Below are 21,283 nucleotides of genomic sequence, written 5' to 3' on the forward strand. Positions count from 1 at the left end.
CAGATCTCGACGCCTAGATCGACTGCACTTCGATGCTCGAGCGTTAGCAGAGGTTCGGCTGCTTTCACGCGAACGCCAGGATCTGGGTGTGCAATGAAATTCAATTTCGTTATTCAATGCACCACCATCGCTTGACTGTTGCTCGACCCGAGGTAGCTTTCGATAAGCCTCTCGTCATTCATTAGCTGCCGAGCATCTCCCTCCGCCACGAATCGACCCATCTCGAGAACATAGCCGTAGGTTGAGATCCTCAACGCCGCCCGGGCGTTTTGCTCGACCAAAAGCACCGTCAAGCCACGCTCCGACAGTTCGGAAACGGCTCGCATGATGTCTTGTACAATCAACGGAGCGAGACCCAAGCTCGGCTCATCGAGCAACAGCAATTTTGGCCGGCTCATCAGCGCCCGCCCGATGGCCAGCATCTGCCGCTCACCTCCTGACAGGGTACCTGCGCGTTGCGGTCGGCGCTCCTTCAATCGCGGGAACAGTTCAAAGATGGAATCGAGCCCCGCGCGCCACGCGCGAACCCCAAGCTGCCGTGGCCGGTACCCACCGAGCAGCAGATTTTCTTCGACGGTCATGGCGCCGAAGAGTTCTCGTTTCTCAGGAACCAAGGCGATCCCCCGCATGAGCCGCTCTTCAACCGGAATATGCGAGATATCTTCGCCATCGAAACGAACAGTGCCGGTTGATCGGAGTATCCCACCCAGCGCGTTCAAAAGCGTCGACTTGCCGGCTCCGTTCGGCCCCAGCACCGACACGATATTGCCTGCCGCGGCACGCAAGCTCAATTCCTCAAGGACCGGCACCTTGCCATACCCCGACGTCAGACGGTCCACCTGAAGCAGCGCGGGCATCATCTAGGAAGCCTCCAAACCCAGATACGCGGCCCGCACGGCAGGGCTGGCCTGAACCACGGCCGGCGTGCCCTCGATCAGCTTTCGGCCGAATTCCATCACCACGATGCGATCCGCCAATCCCATAACGAAGTTCATGTCGTGCTCCACAAGGAGCAGACCCAATCGCTCCTGCCGAAGTTGTGCTAACACTTGGGCAAGTGCGGCTTTCTCCCCATCGCGCAGTCCTGCGGCGGGCTCGTCGAGCAGAAGCAATAGGGGATCGGCGGCTAAAGCGCGCGCAATTTCGACAAGACGTTGAGCCCCAAGGGAAAGATTGCCCGCTTTCTGGAAGAGAACGTCCTGCAAACCGATCCGGCGCAATTGACGCTCTGCTTCCGCAAACGCCCTTCGCTCTTCGAGTCGATCGGTTCGGAGAAGGGCAGCAATGGGTCCTGACTCCGTCCGTTGATAACAACCGAGTGCCACGTTCTCGATGACGCTCATGTCTGGAACAAGCTTGACGTGCTGGAATGTTCGCGAGAGCCCCAACCGGGCAATGCTTCGTGACGGACTGCCGCCGACTTTTTTGCCCGAGAATACAACCTCGCCCTCGGAAAGCGAGAGCGCGCCGGAGATTAGATTGAACGTCGTCGACTTACCCGCTCCGTTCGGTCCGATAAGACCAACGATCTCGCCAGCTCCTAGCGAAAAGCTGACGTTCTGTACGGCCGCGAGACCACCAAATTGCTTGTGGATTCCTTGTACATCCAAGAGCTGTTCGCCGGCCTGAGGCTTGGACCGGCGCGGGAGCGCATCACGTGCAGACGATTCGATTTCGAAGCGCTTCGCTTCGAAATGGCCGCTGACCCATGACCAGAGCCCTCCAGGCGAAATCTTCAATGCCGCGATAAGTAGCAGCCCGAAGACGATCGTTTCGTAGTTCCCGCTGCCGCCAAAAATTTTTGGCAGCCAATCTTGAAGAAGATCTCTCAAGACGGTGGTAAATGCTGCGCCGACAAACGCTCCCCAAACATAACCGACGCCTCCCAACACGCCCATGAACAAATAGTCCAGGCTACGACCGATGCCGAATGGGGACGGGTTTATGGTCCGCTGCAGATGCGCAAATAGCCAGCCTGCAGCGGATGCCAATAAGGCAGCGATCAGGAAGGCCAAGAGCTTATGCCGGAAGACCGAAGCCCCCATGGCTTCCGGCATGGTGGCGCCCCCGCCGTGGTCCGGATTTATGGTTCGCAAGATGCGTCCGCTTCGCGAGTCGAGCAGGCGCAGTGTCCCAAATGCAGCCAACCCGGCGAATATCCAGACCAAATAGTAATAGTGCCGACCGCTCTGAAGGCTAAGACCGACTATGCTCACCGACGGAATATTGACCATTCCATCATAGCGCCCCAGAGCGTCCACGTTTCCGAGCACGTAATAGAGCGCAACGCACCATGCGATGGTAGCAAGCGGCAAATTGTGCCCGGACATACGCAGTGTGACCATACCCAAGATCAAGGCTATCACGGCGGTCAGCAGCAAACCAAGACCAAGCCCGGCCCACGGCGACCAATTCAGCACCGTCGTCGCATAGGCGGTTGCGTAGGCACCGATGCCGACAAAAGCGGCTTGGCCAAATGAAGTCAGCCCGCAAATTCCCGTCAAAAGGACCAGGCCGACGACCACGAGGGCGTCGATCCCAATGTAGTTCATCTGCGTAATGACGAGCTCCGGAACGGGCAACAACGGGATCAGCAGAATAACGAACGCGGCTGCCCAATACCCCCTATTTCCTATCCGGTCTCCTACCGCTAGCTGCGACCATCGCTTTGAAGGACTTTCACCGATCTGCGCCATCTCAATGCTCTTCTGCGACGCCGAAGAAAACCGATCGCCACAGCAGGATCGGGATGACGGCCGCGAATACGATTGAGTCCTTAAGTGCACTGGACCAGAACGATCCGAAAGACTCGATCAATCCGACCGCGATCGCGCCAGCCAACGCTCCGGGAAAGCTCGCTAACCCGGCAAACACGGCCGCAACGAAGCCCTTCAGGCCTATGAGGAAGCCCGTATCGTAGTAAATCGTTGTGCTCGACGCGATGAGAATGCCGGATAGTGCTCCGATTACAGCAGCCAGCATGAAGCTTGTCTCACCGGCGCGTTGAGCGGAAAGTCCGACGATACGCGCGCCGAGTTCATTGATCGCCACCGCTCGTAGGGCCATCCCGCGAAACGTGAAGGTAAACAGCCAGAAGAGACCGCCTATGAGAGCGCTCGTCGCAACAATCACGAGTATCGCTTGACCAGATACGGGGACGCCGGCGATGTCCCACGAGGTATCGATGAAAGCCGGGGTACGATAACCTTCCGGACCAAAGAGTACGAGCCCCAATCCGACCAGAACGAAGTGGACGCCGACGGACACGATGAGTAGCGTCAGCACGCTCGCTGTCGCCAGCGAGCGATAGACAAGTCGATACAGCAGCGGCCCCATGGGCGCTACCAACGCAAGCGACAATAACGCCTTCATTTCGAGTGGGGGACGCAGGGGAACCGACACCCAGGTTATGGCAATGACGATCAGCGGTACCACCGCCAAACGAGAAATCGACAAAGCAAGACGCCTATTTGGCTTACGCTCACGAATCCCTACCAAAAGCTCCTGTAGTATGGCTGCTACGAGTAGCACCCCGAGCAGCCATACCGTACTGGGAAGCTTGTCCGAAGAAAGTTGGGCCAGGCTCATTGCTCCGAAGACGACGAACTCTCCCTGCGCAATGAATAAGACACGCGTCACGGCGAACACGAGGACGATAGCCATCGCCAACAGCGCATAGAGAGCGCCGTTCGTGACCCCGTCGAGCGCAAGCATCGATGCGACAGTGAAGTCCACAGCGCGCACTCCTTTCAGCTAACGCGTCTGGAGCCCACCAGCACGAACAAAACAGTCGCCGGCTTCGCCCCGGGGTTACGCCAAGCGTGCCTGGTCCCGTTTTGAACGACGACGTCGTGCTTCTCCAGCTTCTTGATTTGCCCATTGTCCAACTCGAGATGGACCTCGCCGTCGAGGACGAGCCCGTAATCGACCGTGTCGGTCCTATGCATGCCCGGTGCATCCATCTCAAATTTCTCCGCCAGACCGGGAAGCTTCTCCACATATTCGCCGCCAGCCGCCACGGGGTCGAAACTTGCGCTTGCCATCACAGAGTCAGGCGGAAAGACAACGATCATGAAGTTAGTTCCACCTGCGGGCGGCACCCAGGACGTGGCTTTCGGCGCCGGATCGTTGACCTCTCCTCCCACCACGGTGGACGCGCTTGTCTCCCAGAGCAACGCGGCGCTCATGCCCGGAACATGCTTGAATTCAACAATCCTGGACGGCGGGCCGTCCGATGCGAATACGGCTTTGCTCTCGTTGTTATGGGTCGTGACGACGCGGCGGACTTTCATTCTTACCCCCTGTTGCGCTCGTATATTCGCCGCTAATGGTTCACGACGATGTTCGTGAACCCACCGGTGCGCTGTTCCACAGCGTCAAGGGCTTCGTTGACGGCCTCAATTCCGAAGCGCTCGTGCTCAAAGACATCGAGGTTCAGGGATCCTGCGTCGGCCATCGTAGCCATCGCCTGTCCTTCTGCAGTCGTGAACCAGAGCGAGCCGACGAACGACTTCTGCTGCACCATCATCATGATTGGATCAATAGGTAGCGTCTCGGCGACGCCACCGACATTCACGATCACCCCACCTTTTCTAAGCGCGTTGATGGAATCCATAATGGTCGCCGCGGGCGCGTTGGCGCCGAGCGCCTGAACGACGACATCAACGCCGAACCTGTCTGTTGCCGACATCACCACTTCCGATGCGGGCTTTTCTCCTAGCGCGATGACCTGGATTCGCTTCTTATCTACGCACTCAAGCTTTTGCAGAAGCGCGGTGTTGCGGCCGGTGGCGAACACCTTTGAAGCACCCATCGCGAGTGCCGAAAGCACCGCCCCGAGCCCCAGAGTCCCGGTCGCACCATCAATCAGGACCGTCTGCCCTGCCTCAAGCTTCGCCTTGCGCAGACCTGAATAGCTCGTACCCAGATAACCGAAGCGGGCCGCCTGTTCGAAACTCACGCTTTCGGGAAGCTCGACGATATTCGCCGCCGGCGCCGTCACGTACTGACCGAAACCTCCGTAGGGATAATCTTCGAAGACTTTTTGAGAGCCAGCTCCAAAGCCGAAATAGCCCATGAACGTGTAGGACGAGCAGTTGATGGTATTGCCACCACGGCACGCGGCGCAGCTCGAACAGGACAGTCCAGGATTGACATAAACCCGATCGCCCGGCTTAACACCGCTGCGAACGCGACTTCCCACTGCTACGACAACCCCCGCGGAATCCAGCCCATAGATTGCGGGCAATTTCGGAAGCGGCAAATAGGGAAACCAAGTTGGATAGTGTGTGATTACGTTGCGTAGGTTCGGCACTATGCCGGCAGCTTTCACCTGTACCAGCACATCCGTGTCGCGCGGTTGCGGCATCGGAACCTGATCGACCTGAAAGCGTTTCCCGATTTGGTGAAGCCGCGCCGCTTGCATGACTGCATTGCTCATCTACTCCTCCCTGCTCTTCTCAATTAGCCGAGTTTTTCTGGCGGGCGCCTGCAGATGACCATCCGCGCCCGGAGACGGGTCTCTACTTGTTCAGAACCCACGCACCATCTTTGATACGCAGGAGCACAACAGCCCGCTTGTCAGAACCGGCGTGATCGGTGGGCGTCATCGTATAGACACCCTGAGCGCCAGCGAGCTCCTTCGTATCCTCGAGCGCATCCCTAAGTGCTTGTCGGAACTCCGCAGTGCCGGGCTTTGTCTTCTGCCGGGCAGCCGTTACAGCTCGATCAGCAATGAGGTACGCGTCCCATGAATAAGCGGAGAAAGAGTTGCGGCTGCCCTGCCCATATTTGGGTTCGTACGCCTTCGTGAACTCTAGACCGGCCCTCCTGACGGGATTGTCGTCCGGCAACTGTTCAGCAACGACCACGGGCCCCGCGGCAACCAAAGCCCCCTCAACCGCCTTCCCACCTATGCGCAGAAAATCAGGATTGACGACGGCTGCCGTATGATAAATCTGACCTTTGTAACCCCGCTCCACGAGAGTTGTGTGGGGAAGCGCACCAGGGGTGCCAGACCCCCCGAGAACGACAACATCGGGCCTGGCGGCGATGACCTTTAGCGCTTGGCTCGTCACACTGGTGTCAAGACGAGCGTATCGCTCGTTGGTCACGACTTCGTAGCCACTCTTGCGCGCATGCTCCATAAGCGCGCCGTAAACCTGGTCTCCCCATCCGTCGCTGAATCCGATATATCCCACTCGCTTTGCGCCTCGCGCGACGATATCGTCGGCAATTGCCCCTAGCTGCAATGTCGTTGGCAGGGACACAGAATACACCCATGGATTCTTTGCCGGCTCTCCGCTCAGTGGCGACAGTGCAATTTGCGGTGTCCTGGTCTCCAACGCGACGTAACTGATCGCGGCGGCTGTCGGGACATTGCCGGATCCAATAATGAGGTCGACCTTGTCCTCCGTTACGAGCTTGCGCGCGAGGCGTGCGGCTGCTGCTGAATCGGTCGCATCATCCAGCACGATATAGTTCACCGGCTCTCCGCCCAGAGTGCTCGGCAACGCCGCGAACATATTCTTGTACGGTATCCCAAGTGACGCTCCAGGTCCGGTACCCGCGGTAATCACGCCGACGGTTACTTGAGCCATGGCTGGCACGGGAACGGTGGCCAGCAAGGCGATTAGCACGGCATGTCGAATACACTTCATGATGACTCCGTTGGATTGCGGCTGAAATGTGAGTTACGTGGCCGTTGACCGGCCGCTCCTCTTCGGATCGCCCTCGCCAAAGACTTGTCGAAGGTCTTTTCGCGAAATCTTGCCCACTCCGTTGCGCGGCAGATCTCGGACGATGAAGATCGCCTTGGGACACTTGTAGGAAGCAAGGTGCTGCCGCGCGAACCTCGCGAGGGTCTCCGGCGTAGCGTCAGAGCCGCCTCGAAGCACAACCGCGGCGACAACCTTCTCAATCCAGCGCGCATCCGCTATTCCGAAGACCGCCGCCTCCGCCACATCGGGAGAACGATAAAGGACCTGTTCCACCTCGGATGGAAAGACATTCTCTCCTCCGGTAACGATCATGTCGTTCTTGCGGTCGACGAGATAAAGGTATCCGTCGGCGTCCAAGCAGCCGATGTCACCTGTGCGCAGATAGTCGCCGGAGAATATCTCCGCGGTCTTTTCGGGCAGATTCCAGTAACCCTTCATTATCCGCCCGCTTCGTACCAGGACCTCGCCCGGCAGACCGGCCTTGCAATTCTCTCCATTCGCGTCGACGAGCCTCAAGTCCGTCTCCGATAGTGCTCGCCCACAGGATTGGAGAAGATGCGCGTGAGTTTCCGATCCAGCGGCGCGTCGATGCTCTTCAGGTCCAAGGGTTGTCACGATCCCGCCTTCGGTGAGACCGTATGACTGCGAAAACGCACATGATGGAAATACCTTCATGACACGTTCGAGCAGAGCGACCGGCATCGTTGATCCCGCATAGACGATGCGCCTGAGGTTGCCGGCTGCGCTTGACGCATGCGGATGGGCGACCAGATCAGAGATCATTGTCGGCACCAGATGCACATTGGTGACCGCCTGAGACGCAAGACTTTCGACGAGGTCATTTACTTCGAACGCTGGCCGCAGGATCGACGTTGCGCCTGCCATAAAGCTTGGCAGCAGATAGTAGCAGAGGCCCCCCACATGAAAGAGCGGCATCACACAGAGCACTCTGTCGTCGGCTGTAACCCCGATCGCCTCACGCGCCGAAGCCACACCATTGGCAACCACTCCGCGGTGGCTGATCATCGCGGCCTTCGGGGTGCCGGTGGTACCACTGGTATAGATGAGGAATGCCGTGTCGTCTCCCTTGGCTTCGGCATGCGCTTCGTCAGCACGCCCCATTGCCACAACGTCTTCGAAGCTAAGCCAGCCTTCGCGCGCTGCGCCCACAACAATGCGCGTTCGAATGGCGACGTGATCTAGCAATTCGGCGCTCGCAACGCTGGCCCATTGCACGTCACAAACAAGCACGTTGGGCGCACAATCACGAAGCAAGGCAATCAGTTCAGACGGCGCCAATCGCCAATTCAGTGGAGCGACAATGAAACCGGCCTTGGCGGTCGCAATGCACTCCATCGCAGCAACGCTGTTCCGGCTCAGAAGCGCGATCCGGTCACCCGGTTTCAACCCCAACCGGTGGAATGAATCAACCAGGCTATCCACGCGCTGACTGAATTCGGCGAACGTGACCGAGCGATCCGCGTCGGCAAAGGCGATCTTCTCGCCAAGGCACCGACGTCGCCCAATGAACGAGCCGAGCGTGTTTTGGTCGTCATCATCACAGAGCGTTCGCCCAATGCTCTCGATCATACGCGCCTCTCGTCAGCCTGCAGACGTTTTGGCCGCATCAGCGACAGCCGGCTTCAGGCGATCCGCCCGCTTCTCCAAGAATTCGCGCAGTCCAGCCTTGGCGTCCGGACCAGCGAGCGTGAGCGCGGCGAGCACGGATTCGAAGAACAAGCCATCGTCATGTGATGCATCGCGAATTCTCGGCAATCCGTTGATGATCGCGTAATTCGACAGTGCTGAGTTCTTGGCAATCCCGCGAGCCAATTCAATCGCCTTGGCGAGCGCTTCGCCGCGCGGGGTGATGAACTGCAGCAGATTGCAGCTAAAGCCTTCGGACGCGGTCAGCGTCCTCGCGGTAAGCATCATTTCCATCATGCGGGCCACACCGACGAGGCGGGCCACGCGAACGGAACCGCCCCCTCCAACGAAGATCCCGCGCTTTCCTTCCGGCAAAGCGAAGTACGTCGTCTCGTCGCCGACCCGCACATGTGCGGACGCAGCTATCTCCAGTCCAGCTCCAATGGTGGCGCCCTGAAGCGCCGCGATGAAGGGTATCCGACCTTGCTCCAGGAGATTGAGGATCGCGTGCTGCGCTCGCGAATCATGCATTGACGAAACTGGATCACGATCCAAGTGCTCCGCCAGATCAAGACCCGCCGAAAAATTATCGCCATGACTAAAGATGACCGCAACCCGCGCTTCTTCCTGGGCTCTTGTCGCGGCGCGGCCGAGCGCCTCAAACATGGCCTGGTTCATTGCGTTCCGTTTGGCTGCGCGGTCGATTCCGATGAGAGCAATGTCATTGCTCAGTTCATACGAAATGTGGTTGTCGTGTTTTGGCATGTTTTCAACCGTTTAGGATTTGATGGAATTGATCCAGCTTCGCCGAGCCGGCAAGGGCATCTCGTTCCAGGAGGGCCGCACGCCCATCTATGTCCGATAGCCAATAGCGTCCCGCAGCAGCGAGCCGCCGGCCTATGCGATCGTTGCCGGCCCTGGATGCAAGTCGAACAGCGATCCAGCCAGTCACGGCGAGAAACGCCAGCTGAAGGAATGCGACCGCTCCTGTTTCCGCATCTCGTGAACGCTCGCGCCAGCCAAGCAGCTGCTGTGCCACACGTTTGAGACGATCGATTACAAGCAGCGCGGGTGCCGCCAGGTCAGCGCTGACGCCTTGGAGCTCCTTCCTCGCGGTGTCGATGAACGCGGCCAACGTTTCGCCGTCGTCACGCCACAGGCGCCGATGCAATAGATCGAGAGCTTGGATGCCGGTCGAACCTTCCGCGATCGACATCATGCGCGCGTCGCGCAGCCATTGCTCGCACGGCCACTCGCGTGTGTATCCGGCACCTCCGAGAACCTGAATTGCGGCGCTCGGGATCTCAAATGCCGCTTCAGCGCAACTCGCCTTGGCAATAGGAAGAAGCCACTGAGTAACCCGAGCGTGGCGTTCGTCCGCGGCAACGCCGTGCCGTTCCAGATCGATTCGGACGGCGAGCTCGTAGAGCATGCCGCGAAGCACTTCGACGCGCCCCGCCATGGCGAGGAGCTGGCGTTGAATGTCCGCATGGTCGTTGATCGCGACGGGCGGCCTCGATGGGTCGCCCCCCTGCTTTCGCTCAGCCGCGTAGCTCAGCGCCGCCTGTTCCGCGCCAAAGGACATGCCGACGCCTTCGGTAGCGACCATCAGGCGCATGCTCTGGATCATCACGAACATCTGGGACAAGCCGCGATGCTGCCGACCGAGCAGGTACGCCTCGGCACCCTCAAAGCCCATAGCGCAGGTCGGCGAGCCATGCAGACCTAGCTTTTCCTCAATGCGGCGAGGGATGACTCCGTTGACGACCCACTCGCCGGATGAGTTCTTGACCTTGTTTGGCACCAGGAAGAGGCTCAGGCCGGCCGTTCCGGGCGGTGCGCCTGGGCTCCTTGCGAGAAGGAGATGACCTATGCGTTCGACAAGGTCGTGGTCCCCGAAAGAAGTCCACATCTTCTCGCCGGTCACGCGCCAGCGGCCCTCGGAATTTTGGACCGCCTGGGAGTGGATCCGCCCCACGTCAGAACCAGCATCGGCTTCCGAGATACAGATCGTAAGGGACCACTTGCCCGCTACAAGCTGAGGAAGCCACTCGTCCTGCACCTGAGGATCCGCGAATTGCAGCAACACCTGCGTCCCGGCCCGCGTTGGACCCGTGAGCATGCCGATAGCCATGCATGCACGATCAAAGAGTTCACGGCACGCCGTGTTGACAAACAACGGCAGGCCCTGACCACCGAAGTTCGCCGGCTGATCGACGCTATTCCAACCGGCAGATGTGAGCTCTTCCCACGCATTCTTGTAACAGTCCGGCGTGAGAACGCGGCCGGCTTCGAACCTGCAACCCTGCAAATCCCCTGCGCGATTAATAGGGACCAGTCGGCTCTCGGCGAACTCCGCCGCTGCTCCCAATATGGCGCGAAGGGTTTCTTCGCCCAGGTCCAATTCGGGTAGCGCGTCACGAATCCCGGGATAGCCCGGCACCAGCTCGATATGCCGTTGTATCAGCTCGGCGTGATAGCCATAGCCACGATCCATTTAGGTGCCCTCAACCGGATCGAGAACATCCGCCAGATACGGATGCTCACCCCGAAATTTTAGGAGCTCGATCAACTCACCATCGCGCCATTGACCCCATTGATCGTTCGACTTTCCGTGTCGCAACTCGCGAACACCCTCGTAGAGCTTGGCGCACACGTCTGGCGTCAGCCGGGGTGCACCGAGCGCGTCCCACCATGTTTCCACGTCGCTCCCAAAGCGGGCGATCAGTTGCTCAATACCCGCTGAACCACCCGCCAGGTTGAACGTCATCAGCGGGCCGAGCAGCGCCCACCGCAGACCCAACCCCCACCTGACAGCGGAATCGATGTCATCCGCTGACGCCATGCCTTCGCTGAGGCAGTAAATCGCTTCGCGCAACATCGCGAACTGCAGACGATTTGTCAGATGGCCAACCATCTCCTTGCGTAACCGGATCGGTCGCTTCCCGAGGGTCTGGTAGAACGCAATTGCCAGATCGACGGCTTCGGAGCTGGTGCGCTGTCCACCGACGACCTCAACCAAAGGGATGACATAGGCGGGGTGAAATGGATGGCCCAAGACCACCCGTTCGGGATGCCGGCAGAATTCCTGCAGTCGACTCGGCGGAACGCCTCCGCTACTCGAGAGGATAAGCCGATCGGATGGCAACGCGGCATCGATTCGGGACATTACTTCGCGTTTAATCTCGAGTGATTCGGCAACATTCTCCTGAATCGCATCACTTCCAGCCGCAAGGGCTTCGAGAGAGCCAACGAACCGCACTTTCTCCATTGGTGGCTTCGTTGGCAGGTCGCTTCGCAGCGATGACAGCACCGGCCATGCCGCACGAACGGCGGAGTCGAGGCTCCGGGCCACCGTAGGATCGTAATCATACGCGACAACATCATAGCCGGATGCGAGCAGTAGCGCAGCCCATGCCGACCCCACCGAGCCGAGACCGGCCAGACCGACAACCCGAATAGCATCCAAAGGAAGCAGGTCGCGCGCCACAGTCATGACCTCAACTCAGGCCCATCATCTGCCTTGCTTCTTCAGGCGTCGCGGGTTCAAAGCCGAGCTCTCGAATGATGCGAACCTGGCGCTCGACCAACATTTCGTTGGTCGCGTGGACACCCTTGGCGTAGTACAGATTGTCCTCGAGGCCGACGCGAACGTGCCCGCCAAGCAAGATGGCATGGGTCGTGGCAGGCACTTGCGCCGTGCCGATCGCCGATACGTTGAAGATGGCGCCCTTTGGAATGAGCCTGACCATCATTTGCAGGATCTCGGGGGTGTAGGGCATCGCCCCCTGGAATCCGCGATCGGCGTTGAGCACGATGTTGATGAAATAAGGTGGCTTATCGTAGCCGGCAGCGATTAGCCGCGTGACGTCCTGCAGGATGTGAGCGGGATTGAAGACTTCCCATTCCGGCTTGATGCCGCGCTGCTTGAAGCGCTCGGCGAGCCGATCGCACTGGCTAGGCGTTGTACTCACCAACATTTCGCGCCTGCCATGTATCGCCGCGACCGTGAAGCAATCGAACGTCGCCATTTCAGCGCCGGCATCCAGCCCCTTCAGGCGCTCCTCAAAATTCACGTCGTAGAGGCCGTCGGGACGCTCAATCAACATGTCGCCGTCGACGCCGCCGCCGGTCGAGTTGTTGATAACGATGTTGCACTTCGCCTTCACAAGCGCATTAACGCGACGGTAGATTTCGGCGTTGCAGGTCGCTTCATCGTCCGGCCGCCGAACATGGAGAGCGGCAACCGAAGCTCCCGCATTGAAGCAGCGATACACGGACTCGGCGATTTCGTCGGGCTGCGTTGGAAGATTTGGGTTCTGCGACTTCTTTGCCATGCCACCCGTCGGGGCAATCGTCACGATGATCTTGTTGCTCGACATGATATCCTCCCGAAAATCTCTGGGGTCTCGCGGACCCGCTTTGCTTTCAACTGGCGTCCGCGTCAGCGACCCCAAAGCAAACGTGTCAACTCACCTCGCCGGCGCCACTACCGATCGGATGAAGACGACACGCCAAACGACGCTTTGCATGGCGACGAAAGCCGGTTCATTTGGAAAATTCTGACGCCGTGCTGGCCGACACCTCAAATCCTCCCCCTACCGGCGTGGCAGGCATAAGCTCGTCGAGCTAGTCGCTCGCCTAATATATTGTTAGCCTGGCTAATGATTTACTCGACTAACGACACATCGTCAAGTTAGACTCGCGAATAGACGGATCGCGTCTCCGCAACCGAAGAGAACTGGCCAATATCGCGATGCAAAAAGCCGCTGCAAAAGATCAACGTCGCCGAGATACTGGGGCACGAACTCACGCTCGTTCCCTTCTGGAACACAACCTGCTGGAGGACTCACTTGCTTACTTCATCAGGCGCGCGCAGGTTCGCTGCGACTCCGAGCTAGCGCGTCATCTGGAGCCTGGAATATCACCCGCCCGTCTCGCCGCCCTGGCAACGATTGGAGCAAACCCAGGAATCAGCCAAAGCGCCTTAGGATCGCTGCTAAACATTGCAAGCCCGAGCGTCGTGAAGGTGGTCGACGATCTCGAGAGTCGGGGACTGCTCGAGCGAGGACCAGGACCAAGCAGCGATCGGCGCGTCTACGCTTTAGGGTTAACGGACAGGGGCACAACCGAACTCCGCCGCTACAATGAATCTGTCAAACGATTTGAAGAGAAGATCGCATCAAACCTGACGAAGACCGAACGTCAACAACTCATATCTCTGCTCAAACGGGTAGCGACCACGAGCAACGCTGGCGAAAGCTGACGTATCAAATTTACTTCTCAACGCACTGCTTTTAGGGATCGATGCGTTCGTCTAACGCGGGCAAGATCAACGGCATAAGAATGCTCGGCACAGACCGGCATCTCGCACTTAGGCGGCGCCGCTGCGGCTCTTCCACTCGTCATACTGCTTGACGAACTGTGGACAGGTTGAAGCAAGTCGGGCGGGATCCACCCGGCCAGAGCGGCTTATATATTCGTGCGCAAACTGCCACGGCGGTAGCTTCATGTTTTCCTCGAAGTGCTCATACCAGCCGGCACTCCGGCTCGCTGCAGCGAGCAACTTCTCGACGATCGGCTTACGCTGCACTTCGTACAATGGTAACGCCGCACGAATATCGCCGTCAGTTGCGGCGATGGCTTTCACGAGGGCCTGAACATCTTCGAGAGCCAATCGCGTTCCAGATCCTATAGAGTAGTGCGCGGTTCTTAGCGCGTCTCCTACCAGGACCATATTCTTGTGCGACCATCGTTCGTTGGTGATCTTCGGAAACTGCCTCCAGATCGAGCGGTTTGAGATGAGACCTGCTCCCTCCAGCACCTCTTGGAATAGTTTCTCACAGAGCGAGCGTGATTGATCTTCAGTCCGTTTCCCAAGACCTTGGCGCTCAAAGTTTTCCGCGGTCGTCTCGACAAGGAACGTGCTGTGGGTAGGCGAATACCGATAATGATGGGCATTGAAGGGGCCTGCCTCAGTCGTCATGAACGTTTGAGTAAGCGCCTCGAAGGGACGCGAAGCTCCAAACCACGCGAACCAATTCGTAAGCATCTCCACTTTGGTCCCGAACTCTTCCGCATATCTGCGGCGCACGATTGAGTTTGCGCCATCGGCGGCCACGATGAGATCGGCATCCGAAAACTCGGAGAGATCAGCAACGGACTTCCCAAAGTTCGGTACGATACCGACGTTTTTCACTTTCTCGTACAAGATGCGCAACAGGTTGATACGGCCAATGGCCGTGAAACCCACACCATCTATCCTGATCCGTTCGCCGCCGATCCGGATTTCGATATCCTGCCAAGACTCCAGACCGACCGAGATCTCTTTGACCAGGTCTGGATCCTCATCAGCCAGGAACTGAAGGCCCTGCGCAGACAAGACCACTCCGAAGCCGAAGGTCACGTCGGGCGGATTCTGCTCCACTACGACGATATCACCGTCCGGGAAGAGACGATTCAGTCTGTAGGACGCATAGAGACCGGCCGGGCCGGCCCCGAGAATTCTGATCTTGGGAGAACGCGAGTTCGACATGGCAGATTACTCCCCGCTTACCGGATCTTTTCGAGTATTCAGGATCGCGAGCACCTCTGGCGGCAGGGCGCTCTTGCGCAGACCACGTTCGCCGTGCACGGCCCAAACGCGGGTATCGAGTACCTCGGCGTAGGAGCGCCCGTCACCGGAGAACAGGTGGCAGAGCGTGAAGGACGACTTGCCAATCCGCCGAACTACAATTTGGTGATCGACCATGGCATTCAAATGCGGAGCATCAAAAAATCGCATGTTAAACTCAACGCACGGAATGCCCTCCGTGCCGCCGTCAGGCAACTTGCCGTTTGGCGTGTAACCGCCGGCCTGGAGCATCTCGTTGAGGCCGTCGACCGCCCACTTGGCATAGTTCGGAAAGAAGACGATTCCTCCGGGATCACACTCACTCCAGTTCAGTCGTCGAGAATATGAGAACGCGGTCAATCGAGCACCTCTCCGACACGCATCTCGAGCCTGCCGATCCGCTCAATCTCCGCCACCAGCGTGTCGCCCGGAGAAACCGGCGACACGCCTTCCGGTGTCCCGGTCATGATCACGTCGCCCGGGTAGAGAGTGTAGAAGGACGAAGCGTATTCGATGAGCCGGGCAACGTCGAAGATCATCATCCGCGTATTTGACTTCTGCCTCGTCTCACCGTTCACACTGAGCGACAGATCGAGCACGCCGGGGTTCAAAAGCTCATCCGCTGTGACCATCCACGGACCAAGCACGCTGTATGTGTCGGCCGATTTCCGAAAGCTAGGGAACTCTTTTCCGCGAACCGTGACGTCCAGCGCCACCGTGTAGCCGAGGACATATTCCAGAGCCTTGTCGCGAGAGACACGATTGGCTGTTTTTCCAATGATCACGGCAAGCTCGACCTCGTGATCCGTCCGCCGATCGCGAAACCGCGGGTGGATCTTGTCCGAGGGGCCGATGAGCGAACTCCCTGCTTTCAGAAATAGACCAAATTCTTCGAGAGAAGTGTAGGTCTTTCCCTGATTGATTTCACGATCGGCGTTCGCTTCTTCGATGTGGGCCTTATAATTGATCGGAGCCCCAATGATCTTGCCTGGATTCGCGACCGGGCTTTCCAATCTTACGTCGGCGATCGAATGTTTCGGGCGGCCAGCGTCCGACCGGCGCTCCGCGAGCGAGGCTAGTTGAGGCACGATCCAGTCCCCCTGCGGCAGGGGCCACTTGGGGCTGGTGTTGAGTGCGTCCGTAACATCGGTAACCGTCTCTCCGTCAACGACACCGAGACGATCCATATTGAATCGGCAGATTCTCATGGCTCTCAACCCTCCCAGAACGAACTAGATCACAGCGGCTTGACTACTGCATTTGCAATTACTGCATTTGCAGCATACTATCAACCCCCACTGGAGCGACCAATCACTGAGAGCCTCATGAATGGGCGCGGCATAGCGTGGAAGTCGATGTTTGGACCGCGATTTTCGCAACGCTCGGAGAAGCAATCGGAATGCGCAGAACGGCGAGCGCCCAGCTGTCAGTCGGATCGTCCCTCTCGGAGGGTGCAATGACAGTACCGGGATCTTTCAAGACACCCGTGCGCCTAGTTCGTGACGGAGAAGCAAAGTGATCAGGCCGCGAGCGCCGATTGAGGCTAGCCAATACGCGGCGCCCAAACTGCCGCTCACCTTTCGCAATGACCACTTTGATCGGCCGCCGAATTGATCGACGATTGAAGGCAAGTTGCTTAAGCGAACGATTTGATGCCGAGGACGTCGAACGCTTGATTGCCCTTCAACCGGACTTCAAACCAACAACAGAAGCATCGCAGCGAAGGACCAACTCATGGACAGTAAGCACCTGTTGAAAAACAGTATAGACCGGAGCGCCTTCTACAAGGAGCTCGATAGCCTCAACTTGGCGCCCCTGTGGGAGGTGCTCAGGGGGCTTGTTCCGGCAGACCCGCGTCCCATCGCTGCCCCCTGCGCCTGGCACTGGACGACGGTTCGTCCGCAGCTATTGGCTGCGGGCGCATCGATTACAGCTGAGGAGGCGGAGCGTCGGGTCCTCGTTCTCGAGAATCCCAACCTGCGCGGAAAGTCGCAGATCACGGACACGCTCTATGCGGGCCTACAGCTGATTTTGCCGGGTGAAGTCGCTCCGGCTCACCGCCATACACAATCCGCGCTTCGCTTCGTGCTCGAGGGCACCGGAGGCTACACGGCCGTCGACGGCGAGCGAACAACTATGCAGCGTGGCGACCTGATCCTCACACCTTTCTGGACTTGGCACGATCACGGACATGACGGAACTGATCCTGTAATTTGGATGGATTGTCTTGATGTGCCGCTGGTAGGATTTCTCAAGACCGGATTTCGAGAAGAGCACGCCGAGACTGCCCAAACGGCGTCTCGACCCGAAGGTTACTCAGAAGCTCGGTATGGAAGTGGACTGCTTCCGGTCGGGTACCGATCAGGATCTCTCACGTCTCCGGTCTTCAACTACCCCTATTCGAGAACAAGAGAGGCCTTGCACCGCCTCGTGAACTCTCAGGATATCGACCCTCATCTCGGCATCTGCCTTCGCTACCTCAATCCCACGAACGGCGACTGGGTTATGCCAACCTTGGGTCCAACTATGCGACTACTCCCCGAGGGCTTTTCGACCTCGTCGTATCGCTCCACTGATAGTGCTGTGTTCGTGCTGATGGAAGGCGAAGCAAGCATAGAGGTCGAGGGCCAACCGTCCGTCAAGCTGAAGGTTAATGACGTCTTTGCGATGCCTGGCTGGTGCAAATACCGGATCCACGCATCGAAGGGTGAGTGCGTCCTCTTCTCTTTCTCGGACCGCCCCGTTCACGAAAAGCTCGGACTATTTCGCGAGGAAAAGGAGTGAAGACGGCCAATGAGGGCACCTTCCCATTGAGAAGAAGCTAGTCGCCGACTTGCGCCAGTACGATAGCAATAGTAGTGTGCGGCTTTGAAAAAAAGCCGCGCATGAAGAAGCTCACCTACTCTCTTGAGGACCGGATACCTTATCTAACGAACCGAGTCGCTTCGGCCATCAATGAGGTTTTTTCGCGGGATTTGGCGGAGCGGGATCTAACGATCGGAAACTGGCGCGTTCTAACTGTGCTGCACGACGCTGGCGAACAGAAGTTGATAGACCTTTCGATGCACACCGGCATCGACGCCTCGACCCTTTCGCGCTTGACCGAAAGCATGCAGCGGCGCCGACTCATCGCCAAGAAGCGATCCAAGCTCAGCAAACGGGAGATTTCGGTTGCACTAGCTGATCGTGGACGAGAGCTCGTCGAAGAGCTAACTCCGCGAGCCCTTCAATATGAAAATATCATGCTCGACGGCCTCTCGGAGAAGGAGGTCGACAACACCCGCAAGCTGTTGCGCACGATGTATCAGCGCATGATCGATTTCAAGAAGTCCAACCTTTGAGACATCCGTCCACTAAAGAACGCCCAATTGCGATAGTAGCGCAAGCGCCGCCGGAATATTCGCTTCGCTTTCGACGATCCGCACGATCCGCACGATCCGAGGCCCGCAACTGTTCCAGAGCAAGGCGCGTCCCTGAACCGATCGAGTAGTCGGCGGTCCTCAAAGCATCGCCGAGTCGCACCATGTTTCGCGTGGCGCCATCGCGCTCATTATTGATTTTGGAAATTGCCATCATATCGATCTGTTGGTCAGCAGCTCGGCCCCTCCTACACATCCGAAGAATGCGCTCGCAAACTTGTCGGGACTGCTCCTTTCCGTATCGCGCGAGCCCAAGCCGGCCGAAATTCACTAAAGCCCCCTTCACCAAAACACTGCATTTGCATCTATTGCATATGCACTATATTATACTCCGTCAAGCCGGCGAGAAACGGCTGGATGGTGGAGACGTTCAAGATGATGAAGAAAGCCTCGATGGCGATCGCCATTTGCGCCGCAATATCGACTTGGCATAACGCCGCCGATGCCGAGATATCGGACAATGTCGTAAGGATCGGAGTGCTGAACGACATGTCCGGCATCTTTCAGGATACGAATGGCCCCGGCTCACTCGAAGCCGCGCGCATGGCGGCCGAGGACTTTGCTGGTGGCGGCAAGAACATTCAGGTCGACATCATTGCGGCCGATCATCAGAACAAGCCCGACGTCGCGACTGCAATCGCGCGACGGTGGCTTGATGTGGAGGCGGTGGATGCAATCGTTGATGTTCCCAACTCCGCCGTCGGTCTAGCGCTGAACTCGCTCCTGCGCGGCACCCGCATGACGCTGCTCGCGTCGAGCACAGCGAGTTCGGACCTGACCGGGCAGTTCTGCTCGCCAAACACCGTTCAGTGGGTCAACGATACGTGGGCCTCGGCCCGTGCCGTGACCGCAGCCATGAAGAAGCGCGGCGTCAGCAGCTGGTACTTTCTGACGGCGAATTTCGCGTTGGGTCAGGCGCTCGAAACCGAGGCGTCGGCATTCGTCGTGGCCGATGGCGGCACCGTCAAGGGCTCCGCCCGTCACCCCTTTTCGACGAGTGACTTCTCCTCCTTCCTGCTCAGCGCGCAGGCTTCTAAGGCGGACGTGATCGGCCTCGCAAATTCCGGCGCCGACACCGTCAACGCCCTTAAACAGGCCGACGAGTTCGGCCTCGGTCGTGGAGGTCAGTCGCTGGTTGCTTTCCTGATTTTCATCAACGACGTCCAATCAATAGGGCTGAAGACCGCCGGCGGCCTCCTGCTCGTGGAATCCTTCTACTGGGACATGAATGAGGAGACGCGGGCCTTCTCCCGACGTTTTGCCGCACGAATGGGAGGCAAGGTCCCGAGCGCGAACCAGGCAGGCGTCTACTCCTCGACCTTAGCCTATTTGCGCGCGGTGGCGGCAGCCGGCTCCGACGAGGCTAAGACCGCCGTGGCGGAAATGAAGCGCGCCCCGATGCATGATCCGCTGTTCGGCGATACGACCGTGCGTGCGGATGGCCGGGTCATCCATCCGATCTACCTGTTTCAGGTGAAACGACCGGAAGAGAGCCGCTATCCCTACGACTATTACACTCTGCTGGACACGATTTCGCCCGAGGCCGCGTTTCGCCCCCTTGGCACCGGAAAATGCCCGATGATCGATGGAGCAACCAAGTGAATGGCCCTTGCCTTCCGTTAGAGGGCGTCGTGTATCCCGCCGCGGAGGAAGCGGCCCGGTACTTTCGCTCGGGCGCCTGGATCGACCGGCGCATCGACCAGCAGCTCAGACACGCAAAGGACCGCTACGGTGATCGTCCCGCTTTCATCTGCGATGGGACGACGATCTCCTTCGCATCACTGGACGATCGTTCCGAGGCGCTTGCGACCCGGCTGCAAGCCCTCGGATTGCGTCAGGGCGACCGCGCACTGTTTCAAATGGGAACAACGATCGAGACCGTGATTTCGTTCTTTGCCTGCCTGAAGGCCGGGCTCGTTCCAGTCTGCACCATTCCGCAATATCGCGAGCTGGAGATGCATAAGCTCGCCGACCTGACCCAACCGAAGGCCTATTTCGTCCAGGCCGGCGAGTCCTCCTTCGACCTCCCGGGCTTTGCCCGCGGGATCGCCTCGAGCAAATCGATACCGCATCTGATCGCGTTCGCCTCGACCGGAAGTGCCGATCCCGAGATCGTTTCCTTGCAGACGAGTCCTTCCTCGGTCCGCCCTGGCGCTGAACTGACCGCCTCGAGCGAAGATGTCGCGGTAATCCAGCTCTCCGGCGGATCAACGGGAGTGCCGAAGCTGATCCCCCGCTTCCATGCCGAATATCTGGGCCACGTACGCGTTTGGTGCGAACGCTTCGGCGTACGTGAAGGAGACGTCGGCATATGGGCCCTGCCACTCATGCACAATGCTGGGATGATGTTCGCGCTGCTCCGGTCCGTGATCTTCGGCAGTTGCACCGTCCTGATGCCGCGCTGGAATCCACGCGAGTTCCTCACATTGATCGAGCGCTGCAGGGTGAGCCATGCCTTCACCATCGGGCCTCACGCGCCCGCGATTGCCTCGTTCGAAGGCTTAGCGAATTTCGATCTCTCGTCGCTACGGTTCTTCTTGACGCTACAGGGCGCCGCTCCGATCGAGCGCGCGACTGGCGTTCCGACGACCAATATGTTCGGAATCACCGAGGGCCTGGTGCTGACAAGCGGACCGGGCGATCCGGAAGCGATCCGGCACGGATCGGTTGGCAGCCCTTGTTCACCCTTCGACAGCATTCGGCTGCTGAGGCCCGGAACCGAGGAGGAGGTCGCCGAAGGCGAGTTGGGGGAACTCTGCTTCAAAGGACCTTCGTCGCTCAGGGGCTATCTCGGGGCACCAGAGCTGTCCGCCGAATGCCTGACCAGTGACGGTTTTTTCAGAACCGCCGATCTGATGCGGCGGGGTCGCTTCGATGGGCGGGCC

At 58.7% G+C, this 21,283-nt stretch carries 19 protein-coding genes; 5 read left to right on the forward strand and 14 right to left on the reverse strand.

Annotated features, from left to right (window positions below; genetic code table 11):
• Positions 1–113: 113 nt before the first annotated feature.
• The 11 genes from TSA1_RS06220 to TSA1_RS06270 form a co-directional block, all read right to left on the reverse strand.
• On the reverse strand, positions 114–860 hold the full coding sequence (locus TSA1_RS06220; protein WP_100175578.1) for an ABC transporter ATP-binding protein: 747 nt from the start codon (positions 858–860) through the stop codon (positions 114–116).
• On the reverse strand, positions 861–2,696 hold the full coding sequence (locus TSA1_RS06225) for a branched-chain amino acid ABC transporter ATP-binding protein/permease (protein ID WP_100175579.1): 1,836 nt from the start codon (positions 2,694–2,696) through the stop codon (positions 861–863).
• A 1-nt stretch (position 2,697) separates the two neighbouring features.
• A complete protein-coding gene (locus tag TSA1_RS06230) occupies positions 2,698–3,735 on the reverse strand; it encodes a branched-chain amino acid ABC transporter permease (protein WP_100181000.1) in 1,038 nt (345 codons plus the stop codon).
• Positions 3,736–3,749: 14 nt separating this feature from the next.
• Positions 3,750–4,292, reverse strand: coding sequence for a cupin domain-containing protein (locus tag TSA1_RS06235; protein WP_100175580.1), 543 nt, complete (start codon positions 4,290–4,292; stop codon positions 3,750–3,752).
• 32 nt (positions 4,293–4,324) lie between these two features.
• Positions 4,325–5,440 carry an alcohol dehydrogenase catalytic domain-containing protein gene (locus TSA1_RS06240; RefSeq protein WP_100175581.1) on the reverse strand — a complete coding sequence of 372 codons (1,116 nt, stop codon included), beginning with the start codon at positions 5,438–5,440 and terminating at the stop codon, positions 4,325–4,327.
• Positions 5,441–5,522: 82 nt separating this feature from the next.
• Positions 5,523–6,659, reverse strand: coding sequence for an ABC transporter substrate-binding protein (locus TSA1_RS06245; protein WP_100175582.1), 1,137 nt, complete (start codon positions 6,657–6,659; stop codon positions 5,523–5,525).
• 33 nt (positions 6,660–6,692) lie between these two features.
• A complete protein-coding gene (locus TSA1_RS06250) occupies positions 6,693–8,309 on the reverse strand; it encodes a class I adenylate-forming enzyme family protein (RefSeq protein WP_100175583.1) in 1,617 nt (538 codons plus the stop codon).
• Between the two features lie 12 nt (positions 8,310–8,321).
• Positions 8,322–9,131: a crotonase/enoyl-CoA hydratase family protein gene (locus tag TSA1_RS06255; RefSeq protein ID WP_100175584.1), complete on the reverse strand. Its 810-nt coding sequence runs from the start codon at positions 9,129–9,131 to the stop codon at positions 8,322–8,324.
• Between the two features lie 4 nt (positions 9,132–9,135).
• A complete protein-coding gene (locus TSA1_RS06260) occupies positions 9,136–10,863 on the reverse strand; it encodes an acyl-CoA dehydrogenase family protein (RefSeq protein WP_100175585.1) in 1,728 nt (575 codons plus the stop codon).
• The gene (locus tag TSA1_RS06265; protein WP_100175586.1) at positions 10,864–11,862 is read right to left on the reverse strand and encodes a 3-hydroxyacyl-CoA dehydrogenase NAD-binding domain-containing protein; all 999 of its coding nucleotides are present in this window, start codon (positions 11,860–11,862) and stop codon (positions 10,864–10,866) included.
• Positions 11,863–11,866: 4 nt separating this feature from the next.
• On the reverse strand, positions 11,867–12,748 hold the full coding sequence (locus TSA1_RS06270; RefSeq protein WP_100175587.1) for a beta-keto acid cleavage family enzyme: 882 nt from the start codon (positions 12,746–12,748) through the stop codon (positions 11,867–11,869).
• 374 nt (positions 12,749–13,122) lie between these two features.
• Between TSA1_RS06270 and TSA1_RS06275 the strand changes: the two genes are divergently transcribed.
• Positions 13,123–13,632 (forward strand): MarR family winged helix-turn-helix transcriptional regulator, encoded by a 510-nt coding sequence (locus TSA1_RS06275; protein WP_100175588.1) that lies wholly within the window; start codon positions 13,123–13,125, stop codon positions 13,630–13,632.
• Between the two features lie 108 nt (positions 13,633–13,740).
• On the opposite strand, the gene TSA1_RS06280 is transcribed toward TSA1_RS06275, so the two are convergent.
• From TSA1_RS06280 to TSA1_RS06290, 3 genes are read right to left on the reverse strand one after another with little or no spacing between them, the layout of a single operon-like run.
• Positions 13,741–14,901, reverse strand: coding sequence for an FAD-dependent monooxygenase (locus tag TSA1_RS06280; RefSeq protein WP_100175589.1), 1,161 nt, complete (start codon positions 14,899–14,901; stop codon positions 13,741–13,743).
• Positions 14,902–14,907: 6 nt separating this feature from the next.
• Positions 14,908–15,339, reverse strand: a complete 432-nt coding sequence (locus tag TSA1_RS06285; RefSeq protein ID WP_100175590.1) for an acyl-CoA thioesterase — start codon at positions 15,337–15,339, stop codon at positions 14,908–14,910.
• Positions 15,336–16,166, reverse strand: coding sequence for a fumarylacetoacetate hydrolase family protein (locus tag TSA1_RS06290; protein WP_245448137.1), 831 nt, complete (start codon positions 16,164–16,166; stop codon positions 15,336–15,338). The genes TSA1_RS06285 and TSA1_RS06290 overlap by 4 nt, the downstream gene beginning before the upstream one ends.
• A 547-nt stretch (positions 16,167–16,713) precedes the next feature.
• Between TSA1_RS06290 and gtdA the strand changes: the two genes are divergently transcribed.
• From gtdA to TSA1_RS06315, 4 genes are all read left to right on the forward strand, one after another.
• Positions 16,714–17,763, forward strand: coding sequence for a gentisate 1,2-dioxygenase (gtdA, locus tag TSA1_RS06295; RefSeq protein WP_100175592.1), 1,050 nt, complete (start codon positions 16,714–16,716; stop codon positions 17,761–17,763).
• A gap of 101 nt (positions 17,764–17,864) precedes the next feature.
• Positions 17,865–18,320, forward strand: coding sequence for a MarR family winged helix-turn-helix transcriptional regulator (locus tag TSA1_RS06300; RefSeq protein WP_100175593.1), 456 nt, complete (start codon positions 17,865–17,867; stop codon positions 18,318–18,320).
• A gap of 456 nt (positions 18,321–18,776) precedes the next feature.
• Positions 18,777–20,000, forward strand: a complete 1,224-nt coding sequence (locus TSA1_RS06310) for an ABC transporter substrate-binding protein (protein WP_430649793.1) — start codon at positions 18,777–18,779, stop codon at positions 19,998–20,000.
• A gap of 29 nt (positions 20,001–20,029) precedes the next feature.
• The coding region (locus TSA1_RS06315; protein ID WP_210421883.1) for an AMP-binding protein at positions 20,030–21,283 on the forward strand (1,254 nt) is incomplete at its 3' end.

This window comes from Bradyrhizobium nitroreducens, from assembly GCF_002776695.1.
Lineage (GTDB): Bacteria > Pseudomonadota > Alphaproteobacteria > Rhizobiales > Xanthobacteraceae > Bradyrhizobium > Bradyrhizobium nitroreducens.

Coding starts and splice junctions, on each gene's coding strand:
- TSA1_RS06220 (WP_100175578.1), bottom strand. CDS start 860: ATGATGCCCGCGCTGCTTCAGGTGGACCGTCTGACGTCGGGGTATGGC.
- TSA1_RS06240 (WP_100175581.1), bottom strand. CDS start 5,440: ATGAGCAATGCAGTCATGCAAGCGGCGCGGCTTCACCAAATCGGGAAA.
- gtdA (WP_100175592.1), top strand. CDS start 16,714: ATGGACAGTAAGCACCTGTTGAAAAACAGTATAGACCGGAGCGCCTTC.
- TSA1_RS06245 (WP_100175582.1), bottom strand. CDS start 6,659: ATGAAGTGTATTCGACATGCCGTGCTAATCGCCTTGCTGGCCACCGTT.
- TSA1_RS06280 (WP_100175589.1), bottom strand. CDS start 14,901: ATGTCGAACTCGCGTTCTCCCAAGATCAGAATTCTCGGGGCCGGCCCG.
- TSA1_RS06260 (WP_100175585.1), bottom strand. CDS start 10,863: ATGGATCGTGGCTATGGCTATCACGCCGAGCTGATACAACGGCATATC.
- TSA1_RS06290 (WP_245448137.1), bottom strand. CDS start 16,166: ATGGATCGTCTCGGTGTCGTTGACGGAGAGACGGTTACCGATGTTACG.
- TSA1_RS06235 (WP_100175580.1), bottom strand. CDS start 4,292: ATGAAAGTCCGCCGCGTCGTCACGACCCATAACAACGAGAGCAAAGCC.
- TSA1_RS06250 (WP_100175583.1), bottom strand. CDS start 8,309: ATGATCGAGAGCATTGGGCGAACGCTCTGTGATGATGACGACCAAAAC.
- TSA1_RS06255 (WP_100175584.1), bottom strand. CDS start 9,131: ATGCCAAAACACGACAACCACATTTCGTATGAACTGAGCAATGACATT.
- TSA1_RS06225 (WP_100175579.1), bottom strand. CDS start 2,696: ATGGCGCAGATCGGTGAAAGTCCTTCAAAGCGATGGTCGCAGCTAGCG.
- TSA1_RS06275 (WP_100175588.1), top strand. CDS start 13,123: ATGCAAAAAGCCGCTGCAAAAGATCAACGTCGCCGAGATACTGGGGCA.
- TSA1_RS06310 (WP_430649793.1), top strand. CDS start 18,777: ATGAAGAAAGCCTCGATGGCGATCGCCATTTGCGCCGCAATATCGACT.
- TSA1_RS06300 (WP_100175593.1), top strand. CDS start 17,865: ATGAAGAAGCTCACCTACTCTCTTGAGGACCGGATACCTTATCTAACG.
- TSA1_RS06270 (WP_100175587.1), bottom strand. CDS start 12,748: ATGTCGAGCAACAAGATCATCGTGACGATTGCCCCGACGGGTGGCATG.
- TSA1_RS06265 (WP_100175586.1), bottom strand. CDS start 11,862: ATGACTGTGGCGCGCGACCTGCTTCCTTTGGATGCTATTCGGGTTGTC.